Here is a 21,927-nt window from a genome sequence, read left to right as displayed (position 1 = left end):
TGTTATAACCAGCAGATTAGCCGATCCCGCCGCACAGGCAGGCCGAACCTTGAGGACACAAGCGCCATGCTCCGGTGCGAGACGCCCGTATGGTGTCAGGTCAGCGGGTTCCAGCGCTGGGACCAGTCGTCGTCCGTCTTGATCACTTCCCGCAGCAAGTCGAACGCCCGTTGCAGAGTCGCCGAGTCGCGGTCCCGGGAGTAAACCAGATAGGTCGGGTAACTGAACTCCGGAGCTTTGGGCACTTGTTCCAGCAAGCCGTTTTCCAGGTAACTCTGGACCACCCGGGTGCGGAAATAGCCGCTGCCGCCGTTTTCCAGGATGTATTGCAAGGCCAGCGGGCCGAGGTTGAAGCTCAGGGCTGCCTTGGCTTTTTCCGGCAGCGCCGCATCGTGCTGACGACGGAAATCCGGGCCCCAGTCGATATACACGTAAGGATCGGGTTTTCCGGCCAAGCGTACCAGGATCAGTTTTTCTTCCAGCACCTGCTCAACTTGCAGGCGTGGCCAGTACTCGGGCTGATAGACCAGCGCCGCATCCAGCACCCCCAACTCCAGTTGGCGCAGCAGGTTTTCGCCGTCGCGGATTTCCATGCGCAGGGCGTGGCTGGGAATCTTCTCGCGCAGTTCCCCGGCCCAACTGAGCATCAACGGGTTGCACAGGCTGACCTCGCCACCGATGTGCAGCACGTCGCGGTAGCCCTCGGGCAGCGGCAAGTCCCGGCGTGCGGCTTCCCAGGTCTGCACCAGTTGATTGGCGTAAACCACAAAAGCCTCGCCGTTCGGCGTCAGGCGCGCGCCGGCGCGATTGCGCACAAACAGCGTGCTGCCCAGCTGACTTTCGAGCTTCTGCACCCGGGCAGTGATCGCGGTCTGGGTGACGTGCAGCTTTTCAGCCGCCGCGGCCAGGCTGCCGTGGCGGACAATTTCCAGAAAGGTGCGGGCGAGGTCGATGTCCATGGGCAGGCCGATGTGGGAGGTGCGGGCATTGTAAGAGCAGCCATGGCCGGCGGATAGAAAGCAAGATCAAAAGATCGTCCGAACGCGGCCCGAGCCTGCGGCAGCTCCTACGCGCCTGTGGGCACCGCCGATCAATCCGCCAACTCAATCTCCTTCACCACCGCCCAATCGGCCACCAACCGCTGCGGCGTGCCACACGCCTTGCGCTTAAGCACAAAATTACGGCACTTCTCGGCGAACTGTTTACGGTTTTGCACCATGTCCTGGTGCATTTCTTCCAGCTCGGCATTGCGGCAGTGCTGCATCAATTGAGTATCGAACCGGTTTTTACGCTCACGCACCGCCTGGTACGCCGGATCACTCAACGCTCCATTGGCGCGCTGCAACAGCCACAGGCCAAACTCGTCCGGGCAGCGCGGACCGATTTCCTGGACCATGCCTAACTGCAAGGCCTGGACGGCGCTGATCGGCAGACAGTCTTCGGTGAGTTTTTCCGCCATCGCCGGGCCGACGGCGCGGGGCAGGCTGTAGGTCCAGTATTCGGAGCCGTACAGGCCCATGGTTTTGTAATGGGGGTTGAGCACGATGTCGGAGCGGGCGAAAACAATATCGGCAGCCAGCGCCAGCATCACGCCACCGACCCCGGCATTGCCGGTCAGGCCGCTGACCACCAGTTGCCGGGCGCCGAGCAGTTCCTGGCAGACGTCGTCGATCGCCTGAATATTGGCCCAGGCTTCCAGCCCCGGAACCGCTGCGGCCTGGATCACATTGAGGTGCACGCCGTTGGAGAAACTGCCGCGTCCACCCTTGATCAGCAGCACTTGGGTGTCCCGGGACTTGGCCCAGCGCAGGGCCTCCACCAGTCGTTGGCACTGTTCGGTGCTCATGGCGCCGTTGTAAAACTCGAAGGTCAGCTCGCCGACATGCCCCGACTCGCGATAGCGGATCGGTTGATAGCTTTCGTTGTTAAATGGCTGAGAGGCAATCGACCAATCAAGGGTCGGGACTTGCGCAAGCTGTTCGGCGAGCACATGCCGGGCCGGACGCTTGAAGGTTTCTTCATCGGGCCGGGGTTTGCGTCGCAGCGAGCCGATCCACAGGCTGTGATCACCAGTCGCGACCAGCACCGCATCGTCGTGCACCGCGAGAATCTCCCCCGGCGTGCCGCTGCGCGAATCCAGATGAGCGTCATACAGGTAATACTGACCGCCGGCCAGGCTGGCCAATACGCCGGGCTGACCGTCGGCGGCGTCGATGCTGCGTTTGATGAAGTGCGCGTTGTCGTGCCAGCTGAAGATCCGGTCAGCTTGCTTCATGTTCGGCTGCAAGCGGCCAATCACATGGCGTTGGCTGTAGTCCAAAGGCACTGGCTCGAAACCGTCGATAAACTTTTCCACGACTTCGCGGATACAGGTGATTGCCGCGTCGCTGACGCGCCCGTTGTACAACTCGGATTTGCGCAGACCCTGGGGCAGGTTGAATTCACAAGTGGCCCAGACCGGCCCGGCGTCCATTTCCTCCACCGCTTGCAAAGCTGTCACGCCCCAACGGCTGAGTTCACGGGTGATCGCCCAGTCCAGCGCACTGGCGCCACGGTCGCCGACGATGCCCGGATGAATGATCACCACAGGGCGCTTGAGGTTGCTCCACAGTTGCTGCGGTACCCGATCCTTGAGAAACGGGCAGATCACCAGATCGGCGCCGGAGTGTTCGATCTGTTCGCACACCGAGTCTTCATCGGTGAACAGCACCACGCTGGGCGAGTGGCCGGCCTGACGCAAGTCCAGCCAGGCCCGCTGGGTCAGGCCGTTGAACGCCGATGCCAGCAGAATGATTTTCAATGACCGCATGATTGACTCTTCCTTGAGAATGATCGGCCGCAGGCTCCCGATGAGCCGTCCTTGGCCTTCGATGGAAGAGCGATAGTAGAGAGTGTGGGGGGGAGGGCAACTGATCGAGATCAAGCTTGTGTCAGCGAGTGTTGCAGAGGCTAAAAATCAAAAGATCGTCCGAACGCGGCCCGAGCCTTCGGACGATCTTTTCTCTTTTCAAAACGCAAAACACGAACAGCCAAACGCCCCCCAGAACCCTTGAAAGTCACTGACCGGCGCCGACGACAACCGCGCCCGTTCATGGCTGTGGGCATGCACCGCGCAAGCGCCCACACACTGATGCACTTGCGCGGTCATTGGCGCCAGGGGTTTCCAGTGCCCCGGTACATTCACCACCGGCGACCACTCAGGCACCACCGGGATTGGCGGTGGCCCCAGTTTTTCGAACTCGACGCTACCGTGGACGATCTTGCCGTCGACAATGGTCAGCACCGACTCGATCCACTTTATGGCTTCGTCTTCGATGTGAAAGTAGTCCGCCGACAGCGCAATCAGGTCCGCCAGTTGCCCAACCTTGATCTGGCCTTTCTTGCCTTGTTCGGAGGAAAACCAGGCGCTGCCGTGGGTGAAGAGTTCCAGCGCCGTATCGCGGCTCAAGCCTTGTGGAGACAGGGCTAATCCGCCGACGGTACGGCCGCTGACCAGCCAGTACAGCGATGTCCAGGGGTTGTAGCTGGAGACGCGCGTGGCATCGGTGCCGGCGCCCACTGGAACGCCCTCGGCGAGCATGCGCGCGATCGGTGGCGTGGCTTCGGCCGCCTTGGCACCGTAACGGTCGACGAAGTACTCGCCCTGGAACGCCATGCGATCCTGAATGGCAATGCCCCCGCCCAACGCCTTGACCCGTTCGATGTTCCGGGAGGTGATGGTTTCGGCGTGATCGAAGAACCATGGCAAACCGTTGAATGGAATATCCCGGTTGACCTTCTCGAACACGTCGAGCATGCGGCTGATGGATTCGTTGTAGGTGGCGTGCAAACGGAAGGGCCAGCGCTGCTCCACCAGATGCCGCACCACCGGTTCCAGCTCCTGCTCCATGGTTTGCGGCAGGTCCGGGCGCGGTTCGAGAAAGTCTTCGAAATCCGCGGCCGAGAACACCAGCATCTCGCCGGCGCCGTTGTGCCGCAGGAAGTCATCGCCCTGGCCGTAATGGGAGGTGCTGGTCCAGTTCTTGAAGTCGGTCAGTTCTTCCTTGGGTTTCTGGGTGAACAGGTTGTAGGCAATGCGCACCGTGAGCTGTTGGTCTTTGGCCAATTGCTGGATGACTTGATAGTCGTCCGGGTAATTCTGATAACCGCCGCCGGCATCGATGGCGCTGGTGACACCCAGTCGATTGAGTTCGCGCATGAACTGGCGGGTCGAGTTGACCTGATATTCCAGTGGCAGCTTCGGCCCCTTGGCCAGGGTCGAGTAGAGGATCATTGCGTTCGGGCGGGCGATCAGCATGCCGGTGGGGTCGCCATTGGCATCGCGCTGGATCTCGCCGCCCGGCGGGTTCGGCGTGTCGCGGGTGTAGCCGACCACTTTCAGTGCGGCACGGTTGAGCAGGGCGCGGTCGTAGAGGTGCAGGACGAACACTGGAGTGTCCGGCGCGGCTTTGTTCAGATCTTCAAGGGTCGGCATGCGTTTTTCGGCAAACTGGAATTCATTCCAGCCACCGACCACCCGCACCCATTGCGGGGTAGGGGTGCGGTCGGCCTGATCCTTGAGCATACGCAGGGCATCAGCCAGGGACGGCACGCCTTCCCAGCGCAGTTCAAGGTTGTAATTGAGGCCGCCACGAATCAGGTGCAAGTGGGAGTCGTTGAGGCCGGGAATCACTGTGCGGCCATGCAGGTCAACGATTTGTGTGCCGGGGCCTTGCAGGGCCATGGCCTGGGCATCGCTGCCGACCACCACAAAGCGCCCGTCCTTGATCGCGACGGCGCTGGCCTGGGGTTTCTTGCGGTCGACGGTGTGCAGGCGTCCGTTGTACAGAATCAGGTCGGCGGGGGTGTCGGGCATGGTTTTACTCCCTGCGGTTAGCGGACTGATCCAGGCACCGATGGCGCCTGCCGAAAGACCTTGCAGTACGCGGCGGCGACTGAAGTCGTTGTGCTCGTCAGGCGGGCTCATGGCAGTGCTCTCCACACAGTTCTTCATAAAAGAAGCGAGGGCAAACAGCCGATGTCTGACGCATGCGGCCAGAAGGAATATAGACGGCATATCCACAGATAGCCGTTTTTCCGAGGGTGAAAAACGACGAATCCCGCCACGAGGGGCGGGATTCGCATGCAGCCAGAGAGGCTCCCGAGAGCGGGAGCCGTCGTATTAGCCTGGGAACAGCTCGGACAGTTTCATGGCCAGCATCATGTCGCCTTCAGCGCGCAGCTTGCCGCCCATGAACGCTTGCATGCCGTCGGTCGAACCGTCGACGATGCCTTCCAGGGTTTCGCCGTCCATCACCAGAGTCACCTGGGCGTCCGGGTTTTCGCCTTCTTGCAGCTCACAGGTGCCGTCTTTGACGATCAGCGAGAAGTTCTTGGTGTCGTCGATGCGGAAACCGAATACCAGGTCCAGACCGGCAGCAGCGGCTGGGTTGAACTTGGCTTTCATTGCTTGTACGGCATCAGCTACGGAGGTCATGGTTCGATCCTTTCTTGGGTAATAAGAGCTGGGTGAATACAGCCAGGGTCACAATAGTCCGGAATCAGCGAAACGTGATGAGTTCCGGGGCCTTCAGCAGTTGCAGGTGTGTATGACTGTTGAAGGAAGCCAGGGCCACCTCGCGACCACGAAACTTGAGCAGGTTGAGCGAGGTGTTGACGATTTGCCAGTTCAGCTCAAAGGCCTGCCGGGCAGGCATTTGCGTAATAAGGTGGAGCAGGGCAGTGATGGTGCCGCCGGAGGTGAACACGGCGATTTTCTGGGTGTTGTCGGCATTTTCGAGCAGCCGCTGCAGGCCAGCCTGTACACGATCGACGAAGCCCAGCCAGCTTTCCAGGCCCGGGGTGTCGTAGGTGCCGGCGAGCCAGCGCTCGATGATCAGGGCGAAGATGCGTTGGAACTCGGCACGGTTTTGCGCGGCGTTGCGCAGGATCTCCAGCGCCTCGGGCTCGTCTTCCAGCATGGCCGGCAGCAGGGCGCGGATCACCGCGTCGGCGTCGAACTCGTTGAAGGCCGAATCGATTTCCAGGGGCGGCACCGGCAAGCCCACGGCAGCGTACTGTTCCAGCGCGCTAGTGGCCGTATGTTGCTGACGGCGCAGGTCGCCCGACAGGCAGCGATCGAAGCTGACACCGAGTTCGGCCAGGTGCTGGCCAAGGACTTCTGCCTGGCGAATACCGGTCGGCGACAGAACGTCATAGTCGTCTGCACCAAAGGAGGCCTGGCCATGTCGAATCAAATAGATGCTGCCCACGTCCGCGTCATCCCGGTACGTTGAAGGTTTGGCGAGGTTATGAGGATGACGGTGAGCTGTCAATGAAAAAACATACGCTTGTTTGAAATGCCCGTTACAGGCCTGTTGCCAGAGGTTTCACGACTGGTCGCCGGGCCGGCTCATGGGTATGCTGGAGGTATCCCGCGCGTGTTCATGCCGCGCATCGTGTTGAAGGAGTCTCTGTGGAGTTTTTGTCCGAGTACGCCAGTTTCCTGGCTAAAACCGTGACCCTGGTGATCGCCATTCTGGTGGTCCTGGCCAGTTTTGCGGCGTTGCGCAGCAAAGGTCGGCGCAAGTCGCACGGCCAGTTGCAAGTCAGCAAACTCAATGATTTCTACAAAGGGCTGCGCGAACGCCTGGAGCAAACCTTGCTCGACAAGGATCAGCTCAAGGCCTTGCGCAAATCCCAGGCTAAAACCGAGAAAAAGCAAAAGAAGAAACCTGAGGCCAAGCCGCGGGTGTTCGTGCTGGATTTCGACGGCGACATCAAGGCGTCGGCCACTGAAAGCCTGCGCCACGAAATCACCGCGCTGCTGACCCTCGCCACGCCAAAGGATGAAGTGGTGCTGCGCCTGGAAAGCGGCGGCGGCATGGTTCACAGCTACGGCCTGGCATCTTCGCAACTGGCGCGCATTCGCGAGGCCGGCGTGCCGTTGACCGTGTGCATCGACAAGGTCGCGGCCAGCGGCGGCTACATGATGGCGTGCATCGGCGAGAAAATTATCAGCGCACCGTTCGCGATTCTCGGCTCGATCGGCGTGGTGGCGCAGTTGCCCAACGTCAATCGCCTGCTGAAAAAGCATGACATCGACTTCGAAGTGCTCACGGCCGGTGAGTACAAGCGCACCCTGACAGTGTTTGGCGAAAACACCGAGAAGGGCCGGGAGAAATTCCAGGAAGAGCTGGACATCACCCATCAGCTGTTCAAAAACTTCGTTTCCCGCTATCGCCCGCAACTGGCTATCGATGAAGTGGCCACCGGGGAAATCTGGCTCGGTGTTTCGGCACTCGACAAGCAACTGGTGGACGAGCTCAAGACCAGCGACGAATACCTCGCTGAACGCGCTAAACAGTCCGAGCTCTATCATTTGCATTACGCCGAACGTAAAACCCTGCAGGAGCGCATCGGCATGGCGGCCAGCGGTTCGATCGATCGCGTATTGCTGAGCTGGTGGAGCCGGTTGACCCAGCAACGCTTCTGGTAACCGTACCAGGCATCACCGTCAGTAAAAAAACCGTGGATTGCCCACGGTTTTTTTTGACCTTCAGAAGGTGTCCACTCACCTGCAAGAAATAACGAATTTTCCTAATGCCATTGTCGATCGGTCGCGCTTTCGTGTGGAGTCAGGTGGGGTAGGGTGACAGGCCTGAATTGACTGCAATGGATTGCACCATGAATGAGCTCCTTCACCACGTTGCCGCACCTCATCCAGCCCCATCGTTGCGAATGCGCGACGAACTGAAAGCTGCACTGGACATCGCTCTCCCCCAAACCCCCGGCCAGTTGGGCGCACACCTGATCAAGGAAAAATGGGGGCAGGACATCGACCCGCAGACGACCTTGATGGTCACCCTCGATTACCACTACAAGGGCCACCCTGAAGAGAACGGTTTCCAGCAGGGCCAGGTGGCGAACTCGCGGTCGCTGTTGCAAGCGCTGCTTTCAAATTACCAGACGGTTGGGGACGGGCGTTTTGCGGAAACCGCCTTTGGTCTGTACACACCGCCGGACGTCGGCCCGACGGTGCGGATTGTCGAGCATGTCGACGAGTTCGCTGATTACGGCAGCGGCAATCACGACACCTATGAAGGCATCTATCGGCAAACGGCGCCGCAGACTTACGGTCCCGCCTCACAACTGAAGCTGAGGCCGGCTGATTTCAAGAAATGGGTCTGGGAGCTGGACTTCAAGCATGTGTACGAGACCTATCTTGAAAAGGTCTGGCCCTCTGACGAGGTGCTCACTGCGTCCAGTCCGTACGCCTTGAGGACATCGGTCAAGGCAGCGTTTGTGATGACGGCCTGGTTGCAGTTCAAGGAGCGCTGCCTGTCGCAAAAAGGACTTGAGCTCGCGATGGAGGCGGCTGGCTTGCCGCCCGGTCAGGCATGGGAAGCGCTGACCATCGAACAACTGCAAGCGGCGACGCGTACCCCTTTGTCCGTCAGGGCCGGCCGTTTGAAGCTATACCGTTACACCGCAACAGATACCTGGGTGTTCCGTGACACTGCCAGTACCCGAATGCTGCTGTACATCCCTGGCAACTCTTCCCCGCTGCACGAATTCACCGATGTCACTCAACTGCACCAATGGGTCGTCGCGCAGGGCAAGCTCAGCGAGACAAAGCAGGCATTGGCCGCCCATTTTGCCGAAGATGATCGCGAGGACGGTACGTTTCAGGCGGGTGTGCTGACGGCATTGGACGGCATGGCGCAGTATCCCGCGATGCATCGGCTGACCAACAACGCCGGTTTTTTCAATAACGACGGCTACTGGGACCCCGCCGATTACATTGGCTACGACAATCCGCCATCGGCGACCGATCCGTTTGCGCAATTGGTGCTGACGATGAAGCAGGCCGCCCACGCCAGTATCGAAAGCATTCGTACCGATGCACAGGTCAATCGTGACAATTTAAGTGCGGTTGTCGAACCGGTGGTGCAATGGATCAACCGGTTCGGGCCATTGGCGTTGTTCGTCCCGGGAGGCGAAGGCATATTGGCGCTGGCCGGGCTTATTGACGCCGGTTACGGTCTTGATCAGGCGGTAAACGGTAAAACACCGCGTGAACGGTCGGAGGGCGTGTCGCGCACCGTGTTCGGTTTGCTTAATGCGCTGCCGATCGGCGCACAGGCGGCGCTGAAGGATGAAGCGGCCGTCGAGTCAGTACGTCCGTCTTCGCAAATCGTCGTTGCCCCGACGCCCGAGCCACCGGTTTCCATGCTGTCCTCCCGCGTGGAGCTGATCCGCGGAATCGGCCCGACTGTGGCGTCTTTCAGCGATGACGTCCTGGCACAGATCGGCAAGGTCAGTGTGATTGACGATGACATGCTGCGACTGATGCAGACGGGGCGTCCACCGACGCCTTTACTGGCGGATACGATCAGTCGCTTCAAGATCGATCAGGATCTGGGGGCGGCCGGCACGCCTGAGCAATTCAACAGGCGTTACGCCGCACTTCAACAGTCGGAACATGAATGGGTGCGGCTGTTTCAGCAGCAATACCCGACGCTGCCCAAAGGTGCCATCGAGCAAATGCTCGACCGCTATGGCGTGGATATCCAGCAAGCCCCCGATGTGACCGAGGTCAGGCAAGTGTTCACGCGTCTGGACAGCAAGGCGCGGCAATACCAGCAGCATGTGCGGCTCAATCGCGCTAATGAAGGTCTTTATCTGCGTTCGGTGGCGAGCCCGGACTCGGACATCCTGGCCTTGCACTCGCTGCAAAACCTGCCGGGCTGGCCGCGGAACCTGCGGATCGATGTCCTTGATCAGTCCATCGCGGGGCGAGTGCTGGACCGCATCGGCGCGCAGGATGCCACGGATGTCCGGCGCTTGGTCAGAATCGGACACCACTATCTGCATCAGGCCTCGCCAACAGACTTTTATACGGCACTTCTCGGTGTGTTGACGGACGACGACCGTTCAGCGCTGCTCCTGACGTCGCCTGGTTCAGTCGACGAACTGCGACTCGCCGTCAGCGACCAGGCGTTGCCCCGATCACAGGTGATACTCGGGCTGCAAAGAATGGACGGTGGGTTGCCGTTCGATGCCCATGGGCTCAGTGGCGGCGGTTTTCCGGGAACGCCCCAGGCCGAGGCGCTGACGCACCAGATGATGAGGCTGCAACTCAAAGAGGTCTATCCAGACTTCACCGATGCCCTGGCTGATGCGGTTCTTCAACGCGAAGGTGTAAACGCACAGGCGCACATTGAGTGGTTGAAGCAACAGCTGCAGCAACTCGACATCGACCTGACCGCCTGGGTAGATCAGGTGGCGGATGACATTCATGGCATGGCTATCGATTTCCTGGCCCCGAATAATCCCGAAGCAGCGGGATTGAGCGCTGCACAAATCGAGGCCTATAACGTTCAGTTGGTGCAGGCCGAAATACAACAGGAGCGAGCGATTCGAAATGAGTTGGCCGAGGAGCTGGCCTCCATCTGGCAACAACGCAGGGCGCCGCAGGATCTGTTACTGCCTGCTGATCAGATACGCGGTGTCAGGCTGGATCTCGACTTCGAGAATTATCACCGGTTACCCACGTTGAATGTCCGGCTCAACAATGTTCTCGAGTTGTCGATGCGCGGCTTTCACCTGACTGAAGAAGAAAGTCTGAACGGATTTCTCGAGTGTTTTCCAAATCTTGAAGTGCTGAACCTGGAAAATGTCGACCTGAGTCACTTCAACCATGGCGGCCTTGCGGAGCGCGCATTGCCTCCTTCGATCAACCAGATGGCGCGTCTCTCTTCGCTGAATCTGAGGTCGACGAATCTGACGTTCAATGAGCGCGCCGCCTCTCAATTGACCGGGTTGACACACTTGCAGACGCTGGACCTGAGCAACAACCCGCTGGGCGTCCCTCCGTTGGTGCTCGGAATGAATGACTTGCGCTGGCTGAACCTGAGCAACACCGGGATCATTCGTTGCCCAGTCGGAGTCATGGAGCAGCCCTATCTGACGTCGTTGGACCTGCGTAATAACCAGATAACCCGAGTGCCGCCAGCAGTGCTGAACCAGGCTATCTCGAGGGACCGTGTGCTGCTGCAGGGCAATCCATTGACGGATGAGGACACCTTGTTGCGCATTGTCGATCATCGGCGGCGAACGGGTATCAACCTGTGGTTAAGCGATCCCGGGGTTAATTACGGGAATGTCATCGAGTGGTTGCGCGAAGGCGATGGGGAGTTGCAAGCGACGCGACGATTGATCTGGCAGAGGCTGGCAGCCAGGCCCCTTGGCGCCCGGTTCCTGAGGATAATGGATGGACTGAGTCTGACGGCGGACTTCCGGGTCGATTATCTGTCGCTTCAGGCGAGGGTGTGGCGACTGCTCGGTGAAGCCGATGCTTCGCAAGCGCTTTGGGAAAGACTGGTTCAGGATATTGAATCGGCCGAGGTCGATCCTGAAAACCCGTTTGCGCTGTTCACGGCACTTGAGGACCGTGCCCGGTTTTATCGGAACTGGGAGGCCATGGGACGACCGTTTCCGATAGGCACGCAATAAGGGAAAAACCTTGAACCCCGCAAGGGGTTCAAGGTGTGACGATCAACGGCGACGGAACAGCGGCAGCGGTTCGTCTGTTGCGGCCTGATAGGTCACCGAGAAGTCCTTGAGGCCTTCAAGGGCTTCGTAGGGGTCTTTATCGGCGCGAATGGCAAACGCATCGAAACCGCAGCGGTGCATGTAGAACAGCTGGTCGCGCAGCACATCGCCAATTGCCCGCAGTTCGCCTTTGAAACCATAGCGGTCACGCAGCAGACGGGCGTTGGAGTAGTTGCGACCATCGGTGAAGGCCGGGAAGTTCAGGGCGATGACCTGGAAGTTCGCCACGTCGTCACCGATTTCTTCGGCTTCTTCGTCGGCATCCAGCCACACACCCAGGCCGCCATCGCGGGCCATGAGCATGCGGCTGTGTTCGCGCCACATGTGCAACGGGACGATCAGGTCGTCGCAGTTGCTAATCTCGTCGATGTTGAAATCTTTCGGCAACAGGTGCCAGGTTTCGTCGACGACTTCGTTGTTCTTAATTATTCGCTGCATAGACGCGCTCCTTGAAGAGGTCGATGCCGATACGCTGATAAGTGTCGATGAAGCGCTCGTCTTCGGTACGTTGTTCGATGTACACGTCGATCAGCTTCTCGATCACATCAGGCATGGCTTCCTGGGCGAAGGATGGGCCGAGGATCTTGCCCAGGCTCGCATCGCGGCTGGCGCTGCCACCCAGGGACACCTGGTAGAACTCTTCGCCTTTCTTGTCCACTCCGAGAATACCGATGTGGCCGACGTGGTGGTGACCACAGGCGTTCATGCAGCCGGAGATGTTCAGGTCCAGCTCGCCAATGTCGAACAGGTAGTCCAGGTCGTCGAAACGGCGCTGGATCGATTCGGCGATCGGGATCGACTTGGCGTTGGCCAAGGAGCAGAAGTCGCCGCCAGGGCAGCAGATGATGTCGGTCAGCAAGCCGATGTTCGGCGTGGCGAAACCTTGCTCGCGCAACTCGCTCCACATGGCGAACAACTGGCTCTGCTCGACATCGGCCAGAATGATGTTCTGCTCGTGGGAGGTGCGCAGCTGACCGAAGCTGTAACGGTCGGCGAGGTCGGCAACGGCATCGAGCTGCTTGTCGGTGATGTCGCCCGGTGCAACGCCGGTCGGTTTCAGGGACAGCGTCACGGCGACGTAACCCGGCTTTTTGTGGGCCAGGGTGTTGCGGGCACGCCAGCGGGCGAAACCCGGGTGTTGCTTGTCGAGGTCGGCCAGTTCGGCCGTCTGGTTTTCCAGAGCCTTGTAGTCCGGATCGACAAAGTGCTTGGCCACGCGATGCACTTCGGCCTCGGTCAGCGTGGTCTGGCCACCGCGAAGGTGTTCCATTTCCGCATCGACTTTCTGCGCGAACACTTCAGGCGTCAGGGCCTTGACCAGAATCTTGATCCGCGCCTTGTACTTGTTGTCGCGACGGCCGTAGCGGTTGTAGACCCGCAGAATGGCGTCGAGGTAGCTCAACAGGTCCTGCCACGGCAGGAATTCGTTGATGAACGCGCCCACCACCGGAGTACGGCCCAGGCCGCCACCGACCAGTACACGGAAGCCCAGTTCGCCCGCGGCGTTGTGCACCGGCTCGAGGCCGATGTCATGGACTTCGATGGCCGCACGGTCGGACGTCGAACCGTTGATGGCAATTTTGAATTTACGCGGCAGGTAAGCGAATTCCGGGTGGAACGTGGTCCACTGACGGACGATTTCGCACCATGGCCGCGGGTCGATCAACTCGTCGGCGGCGACACCGGCGAACTGATCGGTGGTGACGTTGCGCAGGCAGTTGCCGCTGGTCTGGATCGCGTGCATCTGCACGGTCGCCAGCTCAGCCAGGATGTCCGGGATGTCTTCCACAGCCGGCCAGTTGAACTGCACGTTCTGCCGGGTACTGATGTGGGCGTAGCCCTTGTCATAGTCGCGGGCAATCTTGGCCATCATTCGCGTCTGGCGCGAAGTGAGTTGGCCGTAAGGCACCGCCACCCGCAGCATCGGGGCAAAGCGCTGGATATAAAGGCCATTTTGCAGGCGCAGGGGGCGGAATTCTTCTTCGCTCAGCTCGCCTGCCAGATAGCGTCGGGTCTGATCACGGAACTGCTTGACGCGGTCCTCGATGATCCGCTGATCGTACTCGTCGTATACGTACATATAAGTCCTGTTCTCAGGCTTGGGCCGGTCGGATACAGCTGCGTTTTCGCAAGCTTTCATCCGATTCTGCCTCGGCAATTCTGCGCGCACGGCCGCGCACTCCCAACGGAGCCGACGCAAGATACCAGTTTGCAGTTATGCGCAAAAGTGATGTTTGAGTATATGCAAAGAACCAAAACGACTAATGAAAGTCGTTGAGATAAAACCCTCATTTGTCGTGCGGGCAATCATCGTCTTAACTGTGCTCGAGTCTTTATGCAATCACCGATAAAACCGACAAGAGGCGATGCAATGAGCAACCCAACCAAAGCAAGGAAAAGCGATAGCACGGTCGATGCCTGGGCGATTCTGTTCCTGATCATCCTGGTCGTGGGTACGGCGGTATTCTGGGTCAGCCATCAATAAACGACCCCGTCCGGGCCCGGCGCCGACGATTGTCGGACTAAAGCCGGAATAAGCGCCGTTTCCAGGGACTTCGCTGGCTATAATGCGCTGCGGATTTTCGGGGGCTCGGACGATCAATGTTGAAGTTCTTCTGTGGTGTAGTGCTGGCGCTTGGCGCGGTCCTGGGACCGTGTGCCCAGGCGGCGTCCGTATTGTTCCTCAATCCCGGGACCAGCCAAGAGACGTTCTGGGTCAGTTACTCGCAGTTCATGCAGGCCGCGGCCAAGAACCTGGGCATGGATTTGCAAATCCAGTATGCCGAGCGAAACGCCGAGACCACACTCAAACAGGCCCGCGAAGCGCTGCAAGGGCCGAGTCGGCCGGACTATCTGGTGTTCTCCAACGAACTGTATGTCGCCCCCGAAATCCTGCGCCTGGCTCAAGGCAGCGGGGTGAAGCTGTTTTTGGTCAACAACGGCCTGACCGCCGACCAGATGCGCCTGCTCGGCGCACAGCCGGGTAAGTATCCCGACTGGTTGGGTAGCCTGGTGCCCAACAATGAGGAGGGCGGCTACCTGATGCTCAAGGAACTGATTCGCCTGCATGGTCCGGTCGCACCCGGTGAGGTCATCGAACTGGTGGCCTTTTCCGGCCTGAAAATCACGCCGGCCGCGCAACAGCGTGAGCAGGGCATGATGCGGGCATTGGCCGAACACCCTGAAGTGCGGTTGCGCCAGTTGGTGTATGGCGGCTGGACCCGCGAGCGTGCCTATGAACAGGCCAGGTTATTGTTCAAGCGTTACCCGCAAACATCGCTGGTCTGGTCGGCCAACGATGAAATGGCTTTCGGTGCCATGCAGGCATACGCCGAAACGGGAGGCCAGCCGGGCAAGGATGTGCTGTTCAGTGCCATCAACAATTCAGCGGCCGCCTTGCAGGCGCTGTTGGAAGGGCGGCTAAGCGTGTTGTTGGGCGGGCACTTCACTCTGGGCGGCTGGGCTCTTGTGCAGTTGCATGACTACGATCAGGGGGTGGATGTCAGCCAGTACGGCGGGCGCGACCGGCAGATTCCGTTATTGCAGCTGATCGACCACGCGCAAGCCCGGCGACTGTTGGCGATGAGTGCTACCCAGGATTATGGCGTGGATTTTCAAAAGCTCTCGGCCAAAGGGAGACCGACGTCGTATCGCTACCCGTTCAGCCTGCAAACCCTGATGCACTGAGTCGGCTCAGATCCCGGCCAGATGTAGCACCAGTTTGACGATGCCGAACAGGGTCAGGGCGAACACCACCGTGAACAGAATCCCCAGAATCACGAAATGACTGGGCTTGCCGTGGGTGAAATCCCGCGCCCGGTTTTTCCCGCTCTGCACCCCGAACGCCGCCGCCATGACGCTGTGCAGCATCTGCCAGAAGGTCGGCGGTTTGTTGTGGTTATTATTGTCGACTGGATCGTCCATAAATCCCCCGTCACGAATGTGTATGAGGCAAGCATAGACAACAGGCACGAACTCTGTGGGAGCCTTTGTGGCGAGGGAGCAAGCTCCCTCGCCACAAAGGCTCCCACAGGGGAAGGGGGTTAGTTGTCGTAACCCAGGTTAGGCGCCAGCCAGCGCTCGGTCACGCTCAACTCCTGGCCTTTGCGCGAGGTGTAGCTCTGCACCTGATCCTTGTCGATCTTGCCCACGGCGAAATACTGCGCCTGCGGGTGAGCGAAGTACCAGCCGCTGACCGCCGCCGCCGGGAACATCGCGTAGTGCTCGGTGAGGAATACGCCGCTGCGGCCGGCCTTGAGCTCTTCCGCTTCCGGATCCAGCAGCTTGAACAGCGTGGCTTTCTCGGTGTGATCCGGGCACGCCGGGTAGCCCGGAGCAGGGCGGATGCCGGTGTATTGCTCTTTGATCAGCGCCTCGTTGTCCAGCGTCTCGTCCTTGGCGTAGCCCCAGTAGTCTTTACGCACTTGCTGGTGCAGCCACTCGGCGCACGCCTCGGCCAGACGGTCGGCCAACGCCTTGACCATGATCGAGTTGTAGTCGTCGCCCGCTTCCTGATAGGCCTTGGCCACTTCTTCGGCGCCGATCCCGGCGGTGGTGATGAAACCACCCACGTAGTCGGTCACGCCGCTGTCCTTCGGCGCGACGAAGTCGGCCAGGGAGAAGTTCGGCTTACCGTCGGTCTTGATGATCTGCTGGCGCAAGTGATGCAGCTTGGCCAATGGCTTGCCGTCATCGCCGTAGACTTCGATGTCATCGTCGCGCACCTGGTTGGCCGGCCAGAAACCGAACACCGCACGGGCGCTGATCAGCTTCTCGTCGATCAACTTGGCAAGCATTTCCTGGGCATCGGCGTACAGCGCGGTGGCGGCTTCACCGACCACTTCATCCTGCAGGATGCGCGGAAACTTGCCGGCCAGGTCCCAGGAGATGAAGAACGGTGTCCAGTCGATGTATTCGGCCAAAACCTTCAGGTCGATGTTGTCCAGCACCTTGGCGCCGGTGAACGTCGGTTTGACCGGCTCATAGTTGGCCCAGTCGAACTGCGGTTTCTTGGCGATGGCTGCCGGGTAGCTCAGGCGCTCGGTGCGGGCGCTGCGGTTGGCGGTGCGCTCGCGAACGTCGATGTATTCCAGGCGGGTCTTCTCGACGAAACCGGCTTTCAGTTCCTTGGACAACAACTGCGTCGCCACGCCCACGGCGCGGGAGGCATCGGTGACGTAGATCACCGCGTCGTTGCTGTACTTGGGTTCGATCTTCACCGCCGTGTGCGCCTTGGAGGTGGTCGCGCCACCGATCATCAGCGGCAGGTGGAAGTCCTGACGCTGCATTTCGCGGGCCACGTGAACCATTTCGTCCAGCGAAGGCGTGATCAGGCCGGACAGGCCGATGATGTCGCATTTCTCGTCTTTGGCGACTTGCAGGATCTTCTCCGCCGGCACCATCACGCCGAGGTCGACGATGTCGTAGCCGTTACAGCCCAGCACCACGCCGACGATGTTCTTGCCGATGTCGTGCACGTCACCCTTGACGGTGGCCATGAGGATCTTGCCCTTGGCCTCCGGCTTGTCGCCTTTTTCCAGTTCGATGAACGGGATCAAGTGAGCCACGGCCTGCTTCATCACGCGGGCGGACTTCACCACTTGCGGCAAGAACATTTTGCCGGCGCCGAACAGGTCGCCGACGATGTTCATGCCGGCCATCAACGGGCCTTCGATGACTTCGATCGGGCGCGCGAACGACAACCGCGATTCTTCAGTATCTTCAACAATGTGCGTGGTGATGCCCTTGACCAGCGCATGCTCCAGACGCTTGTTGACGTCCCAGTTGCGCCACTCTTCGGTCTCGGCTTCCTTGACGCTGCCGTCGCCCTTGTACTTGTCGGCGATGGCGAGGAGGGCGTCGGTGCCTTCCGGAGTACGGTTGAGGATCACGTCTTCAACGGCGTCGCGCAGCTCCACCGGGATCTGGTCGTAGATCTCCAGTTGGCCGGCGTTGACGATGCCCATGGTCAGGCCGTTGCGGATTGCATACAGCAGGAACACCGAGTGAATCGCCTCGCGCACCGGGTTGTTGCCACGGAACGAGAACGACACGTTGGACACACCGCCGGAGCTCAGGGCGTAGGGCAGTTCGTCGCGGATGTAGGCACAGGCGTTGATGAAGTCCACAGCGTAGTTGTTGTGTTCTTCGATACCGGTGGCCACGGCGAAGATGTTCGGGTCGAAGATGATGTCTTCCGGCGGGAAGCCGACTTCGTTGACCAGAATGTCGTAGGAGCGTTTGCAGATTTCTTTCTTGCGCGCTTCGGTGTCGGCCTGGCCGGCTTCATCGAAGGCCATCACCACCACCGCGGCGCCGTAGCGTTTGCACAGTTTGGCGTGATGAATGAACTGCTCGACACCTTCCTTCATGCTGATGGAGTTGACGATGCCCTTGCCCTGGATGCACTTGAGGCCGGCTTCGATCACTTCCCACTTGGAGGAGTCGATCATGATCGGTACGCGGGAGATGTCCGGTTCGCCGGCAATCAGATTGAGGAAGGTCACCATGGCCTTCTTCGAATCGAGCATCCCTTCATCCATGTTGATGTCGATCACTTGGGCGCCGGCTTCGACCTGCTGCAGGGCGACTTCCAGGGCCTCGGTGTAGTTGTCTTCACGGATCAGGCGGGCGAACTTGGCGGAACCGGTGATGTTGGTCCGCTCGCCGACGTTGACGAACAGCGAACTGCGATCGATGGTGAACGGTTCCAGGCCCGACAGGCGGCAGGCCTTGGGGATGTCCGGAATTTCACGCGGGGCGTAACCGGCGACCGCTTTGGCGATGGCTTCGATGTGGCCCGGCGTGGTGCCGCAGCAGCCGCCGACGATGTTGAGGAAGCCACTTTGGGCGAACTCTTCGATGACCTTGGCGGTTTGGGCCGGTAGTTCGTCGTACTCGCCGAATTCGTTCGGCAGACCGGCGTTCGGGTGCGCCGACACGTGGGTGCCGGCCTTGTTCGACAGCTCTTCCAGGTACGGGCGCAATTCGCGGGCGCCGAGGGCGCAGTTCAGGCCGACGGAAATCGGCTTGGCGTGGGCCACGGAGTTCCAGAACGCTTCGGTGGTCTGGCCGGAGAGGGTGCGGCCAGAGGCATCGGTGATGGTGCCGGAAATCATGATCGGCAGCTCGACGCCCAGCTCTTCGTAAACCCCTTGCACGGCGAAGATCGCCGCTTTGGCGTTGAGGGTGTCGAAAATGGTTTCGATCAGGATCAGGTCGGCGCCGCCTTCGATCAGGCCTTTGGTGGCCTCGGTGTAGTTCTCCACCAGTTCATCGAAGGTCACGTTGCGGTAGCCGGGGTTGTTCACGTCGGGCGACAGCGAGCAGGTACGACTTGTAGGACCGAGCACACCGGCGACGAAACGCGGCTTGTCCGGGTTCTCGAGGGTTTTCGCATCGGCAATCTTGCGGGCCAGGCGTGCGCCTTCTACGTTCAGTTCGTAGGCCAGTTCTTCCATGCCGTAATCGGCCATGGAAATCCGGGTGGCGTTGAAGGTGTTGGTTTCCAGAATGTCGGCGCCGGCATCCAGGTAGGCTTTCTCGATGCCACCAATCACGTCTGGGCGGGTCAGCACCAGCAGGTCATTGTTGCCTTTGACATCGCTCGGCCAGTCAGCGAAGCGTTTGCCACGGTAATCCTGTTCCTCGAGCTTGTAGCTCTGGATCATTGTCCCCATGCCGCCGTCGAGAATCAGGATGCGCTCTTTGAGGGCGTGCTTGAGAGCTTGAAGGCGAACGCTGCGATCGGACATTTGGACTACTCGGTAAGGCCATGACGAAGGGCCGGGATAATAACAAACCTGTGTGCTTTTGGAGCATGTGCCGGTTTTGCATGAATATCGTTCATGTTGGTGCGCAAGCCAGACCGGTAGAATCGCGGCGTTTTCTCATGATCAGGACCAGGGATATGTCGTATCGCGTCGTCACCAGCCTATTGATGCTGTTTTTAAGCGGGGGCGCCGCTGCGCAAGGTCCGGATATTTCCTACGTTCGCGACATTCAACCGATCTTCACCGAAAAGTGCGTGGCCTGCCATGCCTGCTACGACTCCGCCTGTCAGCTCAATCTGGGCAGTGGCGAAGGGGCGTCCCGAGGTGCGACGAAGGCGCCAGTCTATGACGGCGAACGTAGCAAGGCAGCCGCGCCGACCCGGTTGTTTTATGACGCCTTCGGCAAGCGTGCCTGGCAGCAAAAGGGCTTCTATTCGGTGCTCGACGCCCAAGGCAGTCAGGCGGCGCTGATGGCGCGCATGCTTGAACTAGGCCATAGAATGCCGTTACAACCCAACGCCAAATTGCCGGAAGAGATCGTCCTGGGCCTGAACCGGGAAACGCTGTGCGCCATGCCGGCGGAGTTCGAGGGTTACGCCAGCTCTCATCCGAAGGAGGGCATGCCGCTAGCGGTCACCGGTCTTACCGATCAGCAATACCAGACGCTGCAGCGCTGGCTGGCCTCCGGCGCGCCGATCGATCAGCAGGGCTTGGTGCCCAGCGCCAGGGAAGCCTTGGAAGTGGTGCAGTGGGAAAACCTGCTGAATGCGCCGGGCGCCCGGGAGAGCCTGGTCGGGCGCTGGTTGTTCGAGCACTGGTTCTTGGCCCATATCTATTTCAAGGACGGCGAGCCGGGGCATTTCTTTCAGTGGGTACGTTCGCGCACGCCGACGGGCCAGCCCATCGACTTGATCAATACGCGCCGTCCGAATGACGATCCAGGCACTCAGGTCTATTACCGTCTGTGGCCGGTGCAAGGCGTGATCGTGCACAAAACCCACATCACCTACCCGCTGAGCGCGGCCAAGATGGCGCGGATCAAGAGCCTGTTTTACAACGGTAACTGGCAGGTCCACGCGTTACCGGGCTACGGGCCGGAGCGGCGGGCCAATCCGTTTGCCACGTTCGAAGCGATCCCGGCCCAGGCGCGTTACCAGTTCATGCTCGATAACGCCGAATACTTCGTGCGCACCTTTATTCGCGGTCCGGTCTGCCGTGGTCAGATCGCCACCGACGTGATTCGCGACAACTTCTGGGCACTGTTCCAGGCCCCGGAACATGACCTTTACATCACCGATCCGAAATATCGCGGCCAGGCTACGCCGTTGCTGGCGATGCCGGGGCAGAACGATGACGTCGGCAGCGTCCTGAGCCTGTGGCACGACTACCGCAATAAGCGTAACGAATATGAGGCCCTGCGCCGGGACAGCTATGCCGACTTGCCGGCGCCGAGCTGGTCGACCCTGTGGGCCGGCAATGACAACGCACTACTGAGTATCTTTCGGCATTTCGACAGCGCCTCGGTGACCAAGGGCCTGATCGGCGATGTGCCGCAGACGATGTGGCTGTTCGATTACCCGTTGCTGGAACGCACGTATTACCAGTTGGCGGTCAACTTCGATGTGTTCGGTAACGTGTCCCATCAGGCTCAAACCCGGCTGTACTTCGACCTGATCCGCAATGGCGCCGAGCAGAACTTCCTGCGCCTGATGCCGGCCGACTCCCGCGACGGCTACCTCGACGATTGGTACCAGAACAGCGGCAAGTTCAAGATGTGGCTGGATTACGAGGACATCGACAACGACAAGCCGACGGCGCTGAATCTGGACGAAAAGGACCCGAAACGTGACTTCGTCCAGCAGTTGCTGACCCGTTACGGCGAGCTCAATGCCAGGCCCGATCCGATCAACCGCTGCGACGGCGCTTACTGCTCGCGGCCGAATATTGATCCGGCGTTGCAGAACGCCGAACAGGCCCTGAGTCGTCTGACGTCGCGCCCGGCCGCCGGTTTGAAAGTCATCGATCAGTTGCCGGAAGCCACGATGTTGCGCATCGAGGCCCCAAGCGGCAAGCGCGAGGTCTACAGCCTGTTGCGCAACCGCGCCCACAGCAACGTGGCGTTCCTGCTCGGGGAGTCGCTGCGTTATCAGCCGGGGCTCGACACGTTGACGATCTATCCGGGTGTTCTGAGCAGCTACCCGAACTTCATGTTCAACATTCCGGCCGGGCAAGTGCCGGCGTTTGTCGACGAGATGGAAAACGCCAAAGACGCCGCCAGCTTCGAGAAAATCGTCGAACGCTGGGGCATACGCCGCAGTCATCCGCAGTTCTGGCAGTATTTCCATGATCTGAGCCGGTACATCCACGACACCGACCCGGTGGAAGAGGGCGTGCTGGACATGAATCGCTACGAGAATCTCTGAAATGCCTGCAACCCGGTGTGGGAGCGACTGTGGCGAGGGGGCTTGCCCCCGCTTGAGTGCGCAGCACTCACAAGATCTTCGGTATGTCAGAGATTTTGGGGCTGCTGCGCAACCCAACGGGGGCAAGCCCCCTCGCC

The 21,927-nt window shown here is 60.0% G+C and carries 13 protein-coding genes; 4 read left to right on the top strand and 9 right to left on the bottom strand.

Going from position 1 to position 21,927, the window contains the following annotated elements:
* Positions 1 to 95: 95 nt before the first annotated feature.
* The 5 genes from JUI81_RS29740 to JUI81_RS29720 all read right to left on the bottom strand — a co-directional run bounded on the left by JUI81_RS29740 (position 96) and on the right by JUI81_RS29720 (position 6,251).
* Positions 96 to 959 (bottom strand): LysR family transcriptional regulator, encoded by an 864-nt coding sequence (locus JUI81_RS29740; RefSeq protein ID WP_007941771.1) that lies wholly within the window; start codon positions 957 to 959, stop codon positions 96 to 98.
* Positions 960 to 1,090: 131 nt separating this feature from the next.
* Positions 1,091 to 2,809, bottom strand: a complete 1,719-nt coding sequence (locus JUI81_RS29735) for a hydrogenase maturation protein (protein WP_204125559.1) — start codon at positions 2,807 to 2,809, stop codon at positions 1,091 to 1,093.
* 198 nt (positions 2,810 to 3,007) lie between these two features.
* Positions 3,008 to 4,855 carry an amidohydrolase gene (locus JUI81_RS29730; RefSeq protein WP_204125566.1) on the bottom strand — a complete coding sequence of 616 codons (1,848 nt, stop codon included), beginning with the start codon at positions 4,853 to 4,855 and terminating at the stop codon, positions 3,008 to 3,010.
* A 306-nt stretch (positions 4,856 to 5,161) separates the two neighbouring features.
* On the bottom strand, positions 5,162 to 5,476 hold the full coding sequence (locus JUI81_RS29725) for an SCP2 sterol-binding domain-containing protein (RefSeq protein WP_007941766.1): 315 nt from the start codon (positions 5,474 to 5,476) through the stop codon (positions 5,162 to 5,164).
* A gap of 64 nt (positions 5,477 to 5,540) precedes the next feature.
* On the bottom strand, positions 5,541 to 6,251 hold the full coding sequence (locus JUI81_RS29720) for a histidine phosphatase family protein (protein ID WP_096480606.1): 711 nt from the start codon (positions 6,249 to 6,251) through the stop codon (positions 5,541 to 5,543).
* A gap of 203 nt (positions 6,252 to 6,454) precedes the next feature.
* Between JUI81_RS29720 and sohB the strand changes: the two genes are divergently transcribed.
* Positions 6,455 to 7,477: a protease SohB gene (gene sohB, locus JUI81_RS29715; protein WP_019578475.1), complete on the top strand. Its 1,023-nt coding sequence runs from the start codon at positions 6,455 to 6,457 to the stop codon at positions 7,475 to 7,477.
* 188 nt (positions 7,478 to 7,665) lie between these two features.
* Entirely contained in the window at positions 7,666 to 11,496 is a 3,831-nt protein-coding gene (locus JUI81_RS29710; protein WP_204125558.1) for a leucine-rich repeat domain-containing protein, read from the top strand.
* A gap of 42 nt (positions 11,497 to 11,538) precedes the next feature.
* On the opposite strand, the gene JUI81_RS29705 is transcribed toward JUI81_RS29710, so the two are convergent.
* Together JUI81_RS29705 and JUI81_RS29700 are read right to left on the bottom strand one after the other, a co-directional pair.
* Positions 11,539 to 12,033, bottom strand: a complete 495-nt coding sequence (locus JUI81_RS29705) for a DUF934 domain-containing protein (protein ID WP_018927639.1) — start codon at positions 12,031 to 12,033, stop codon at positions 11,539 to 11,541.
* Positions 12,017 to 13,675, bottom strand: coding sequence for a nitrite/sulfite reductase (locus tag JUI81_RS29700; RefSeq protein ID WP_019578477.1), 1,659 nt, complete (start codon positions 13,673 to 13,675; stop codon positions 12,017 to 12,019). Before JUI81_RS29700 ends, JUI81_RS29705 begins: the two co-directional genes overlap by 17 nt.
* Positions 13,676 to 14,196: 521 nt before the next feature.
* Here JUI81_RS29700 and JUI81_RS29695 point away from each other — a divergent pair.
* Complete coding sequence (locus tag JUI81_RS29695; protein ID WP_204125557.1) at positions 14,197 to 15,282, top strand: ABC transporter substrate-binding protein; 1,086 nt, start codon at positions 14,197 to 14,199, stop codon at positions 15,280 to 15,282.
* Between the two features lie 6 nt (positions 15,283 to 15,288).
* Here the strand turns inward: JUI81_RS29695 and JUI81_RS29690 are convergent, their stop codons facing one another.
* Positions 15,289 to 15,519 (bottom strand): DUF2970 domain-containing protein, encoded by a 231-nt coding sequence (locus JUI81_RS29690; RefSeq protein ID WP_018927642.1) that lies wholly within the window; start codon positions 15,517 to 15,519, stop codon positions 15,289 to 15,291.
* Between the two features lie 119 nt (positions 15,520 to 15,638).
* Complete coding sequence (gene metH, locus JUI81_RS29685; RefSeq protein ID WP_019578479.1) at positions 15,639 to 19,349, bottom strand: methionine synthase; 3,711 nt, start codon at positions 19,347 to 19,349, stop codon at positions 15,639 to 15,641.
* A gap of 155 nt (positions 19,350 to 19,504) precedes the next feature.
* Here metH and JUI81_RS29680 point away from each other — a divergent pair, with 155 nt between their 5' ends.
* Complete coding sequence (locus JUI81_RS29680) at positions 19,505 to 21,790, top strand: fatty acid cis/trans isomerase (RefSeq protein ID WP_204125556.1); 2,286 nt, start codon at positions 19,505 to 19,507, stop codon at positions 21,788 to 21,790.
* Positions 21,791 to 21,927 lie beyond the last annotated feature (137 nt).

It is taken from the genome of Pseudomonas sp. 008 (assembly GCF_016861935.1).
In the GTDB taxonomy this organism is placed as follows: Bacteria; Pseudomonadota; Gammaproteobacteria; order Pseudomonadales; family Pseudomonadaceae; genus Aquipseudomonas.
The sequence above is the reverse complement of the archived record's forward strand: the minus strand, read 5'-3'. Positions and strand labels throughout refer to the sequence as shown.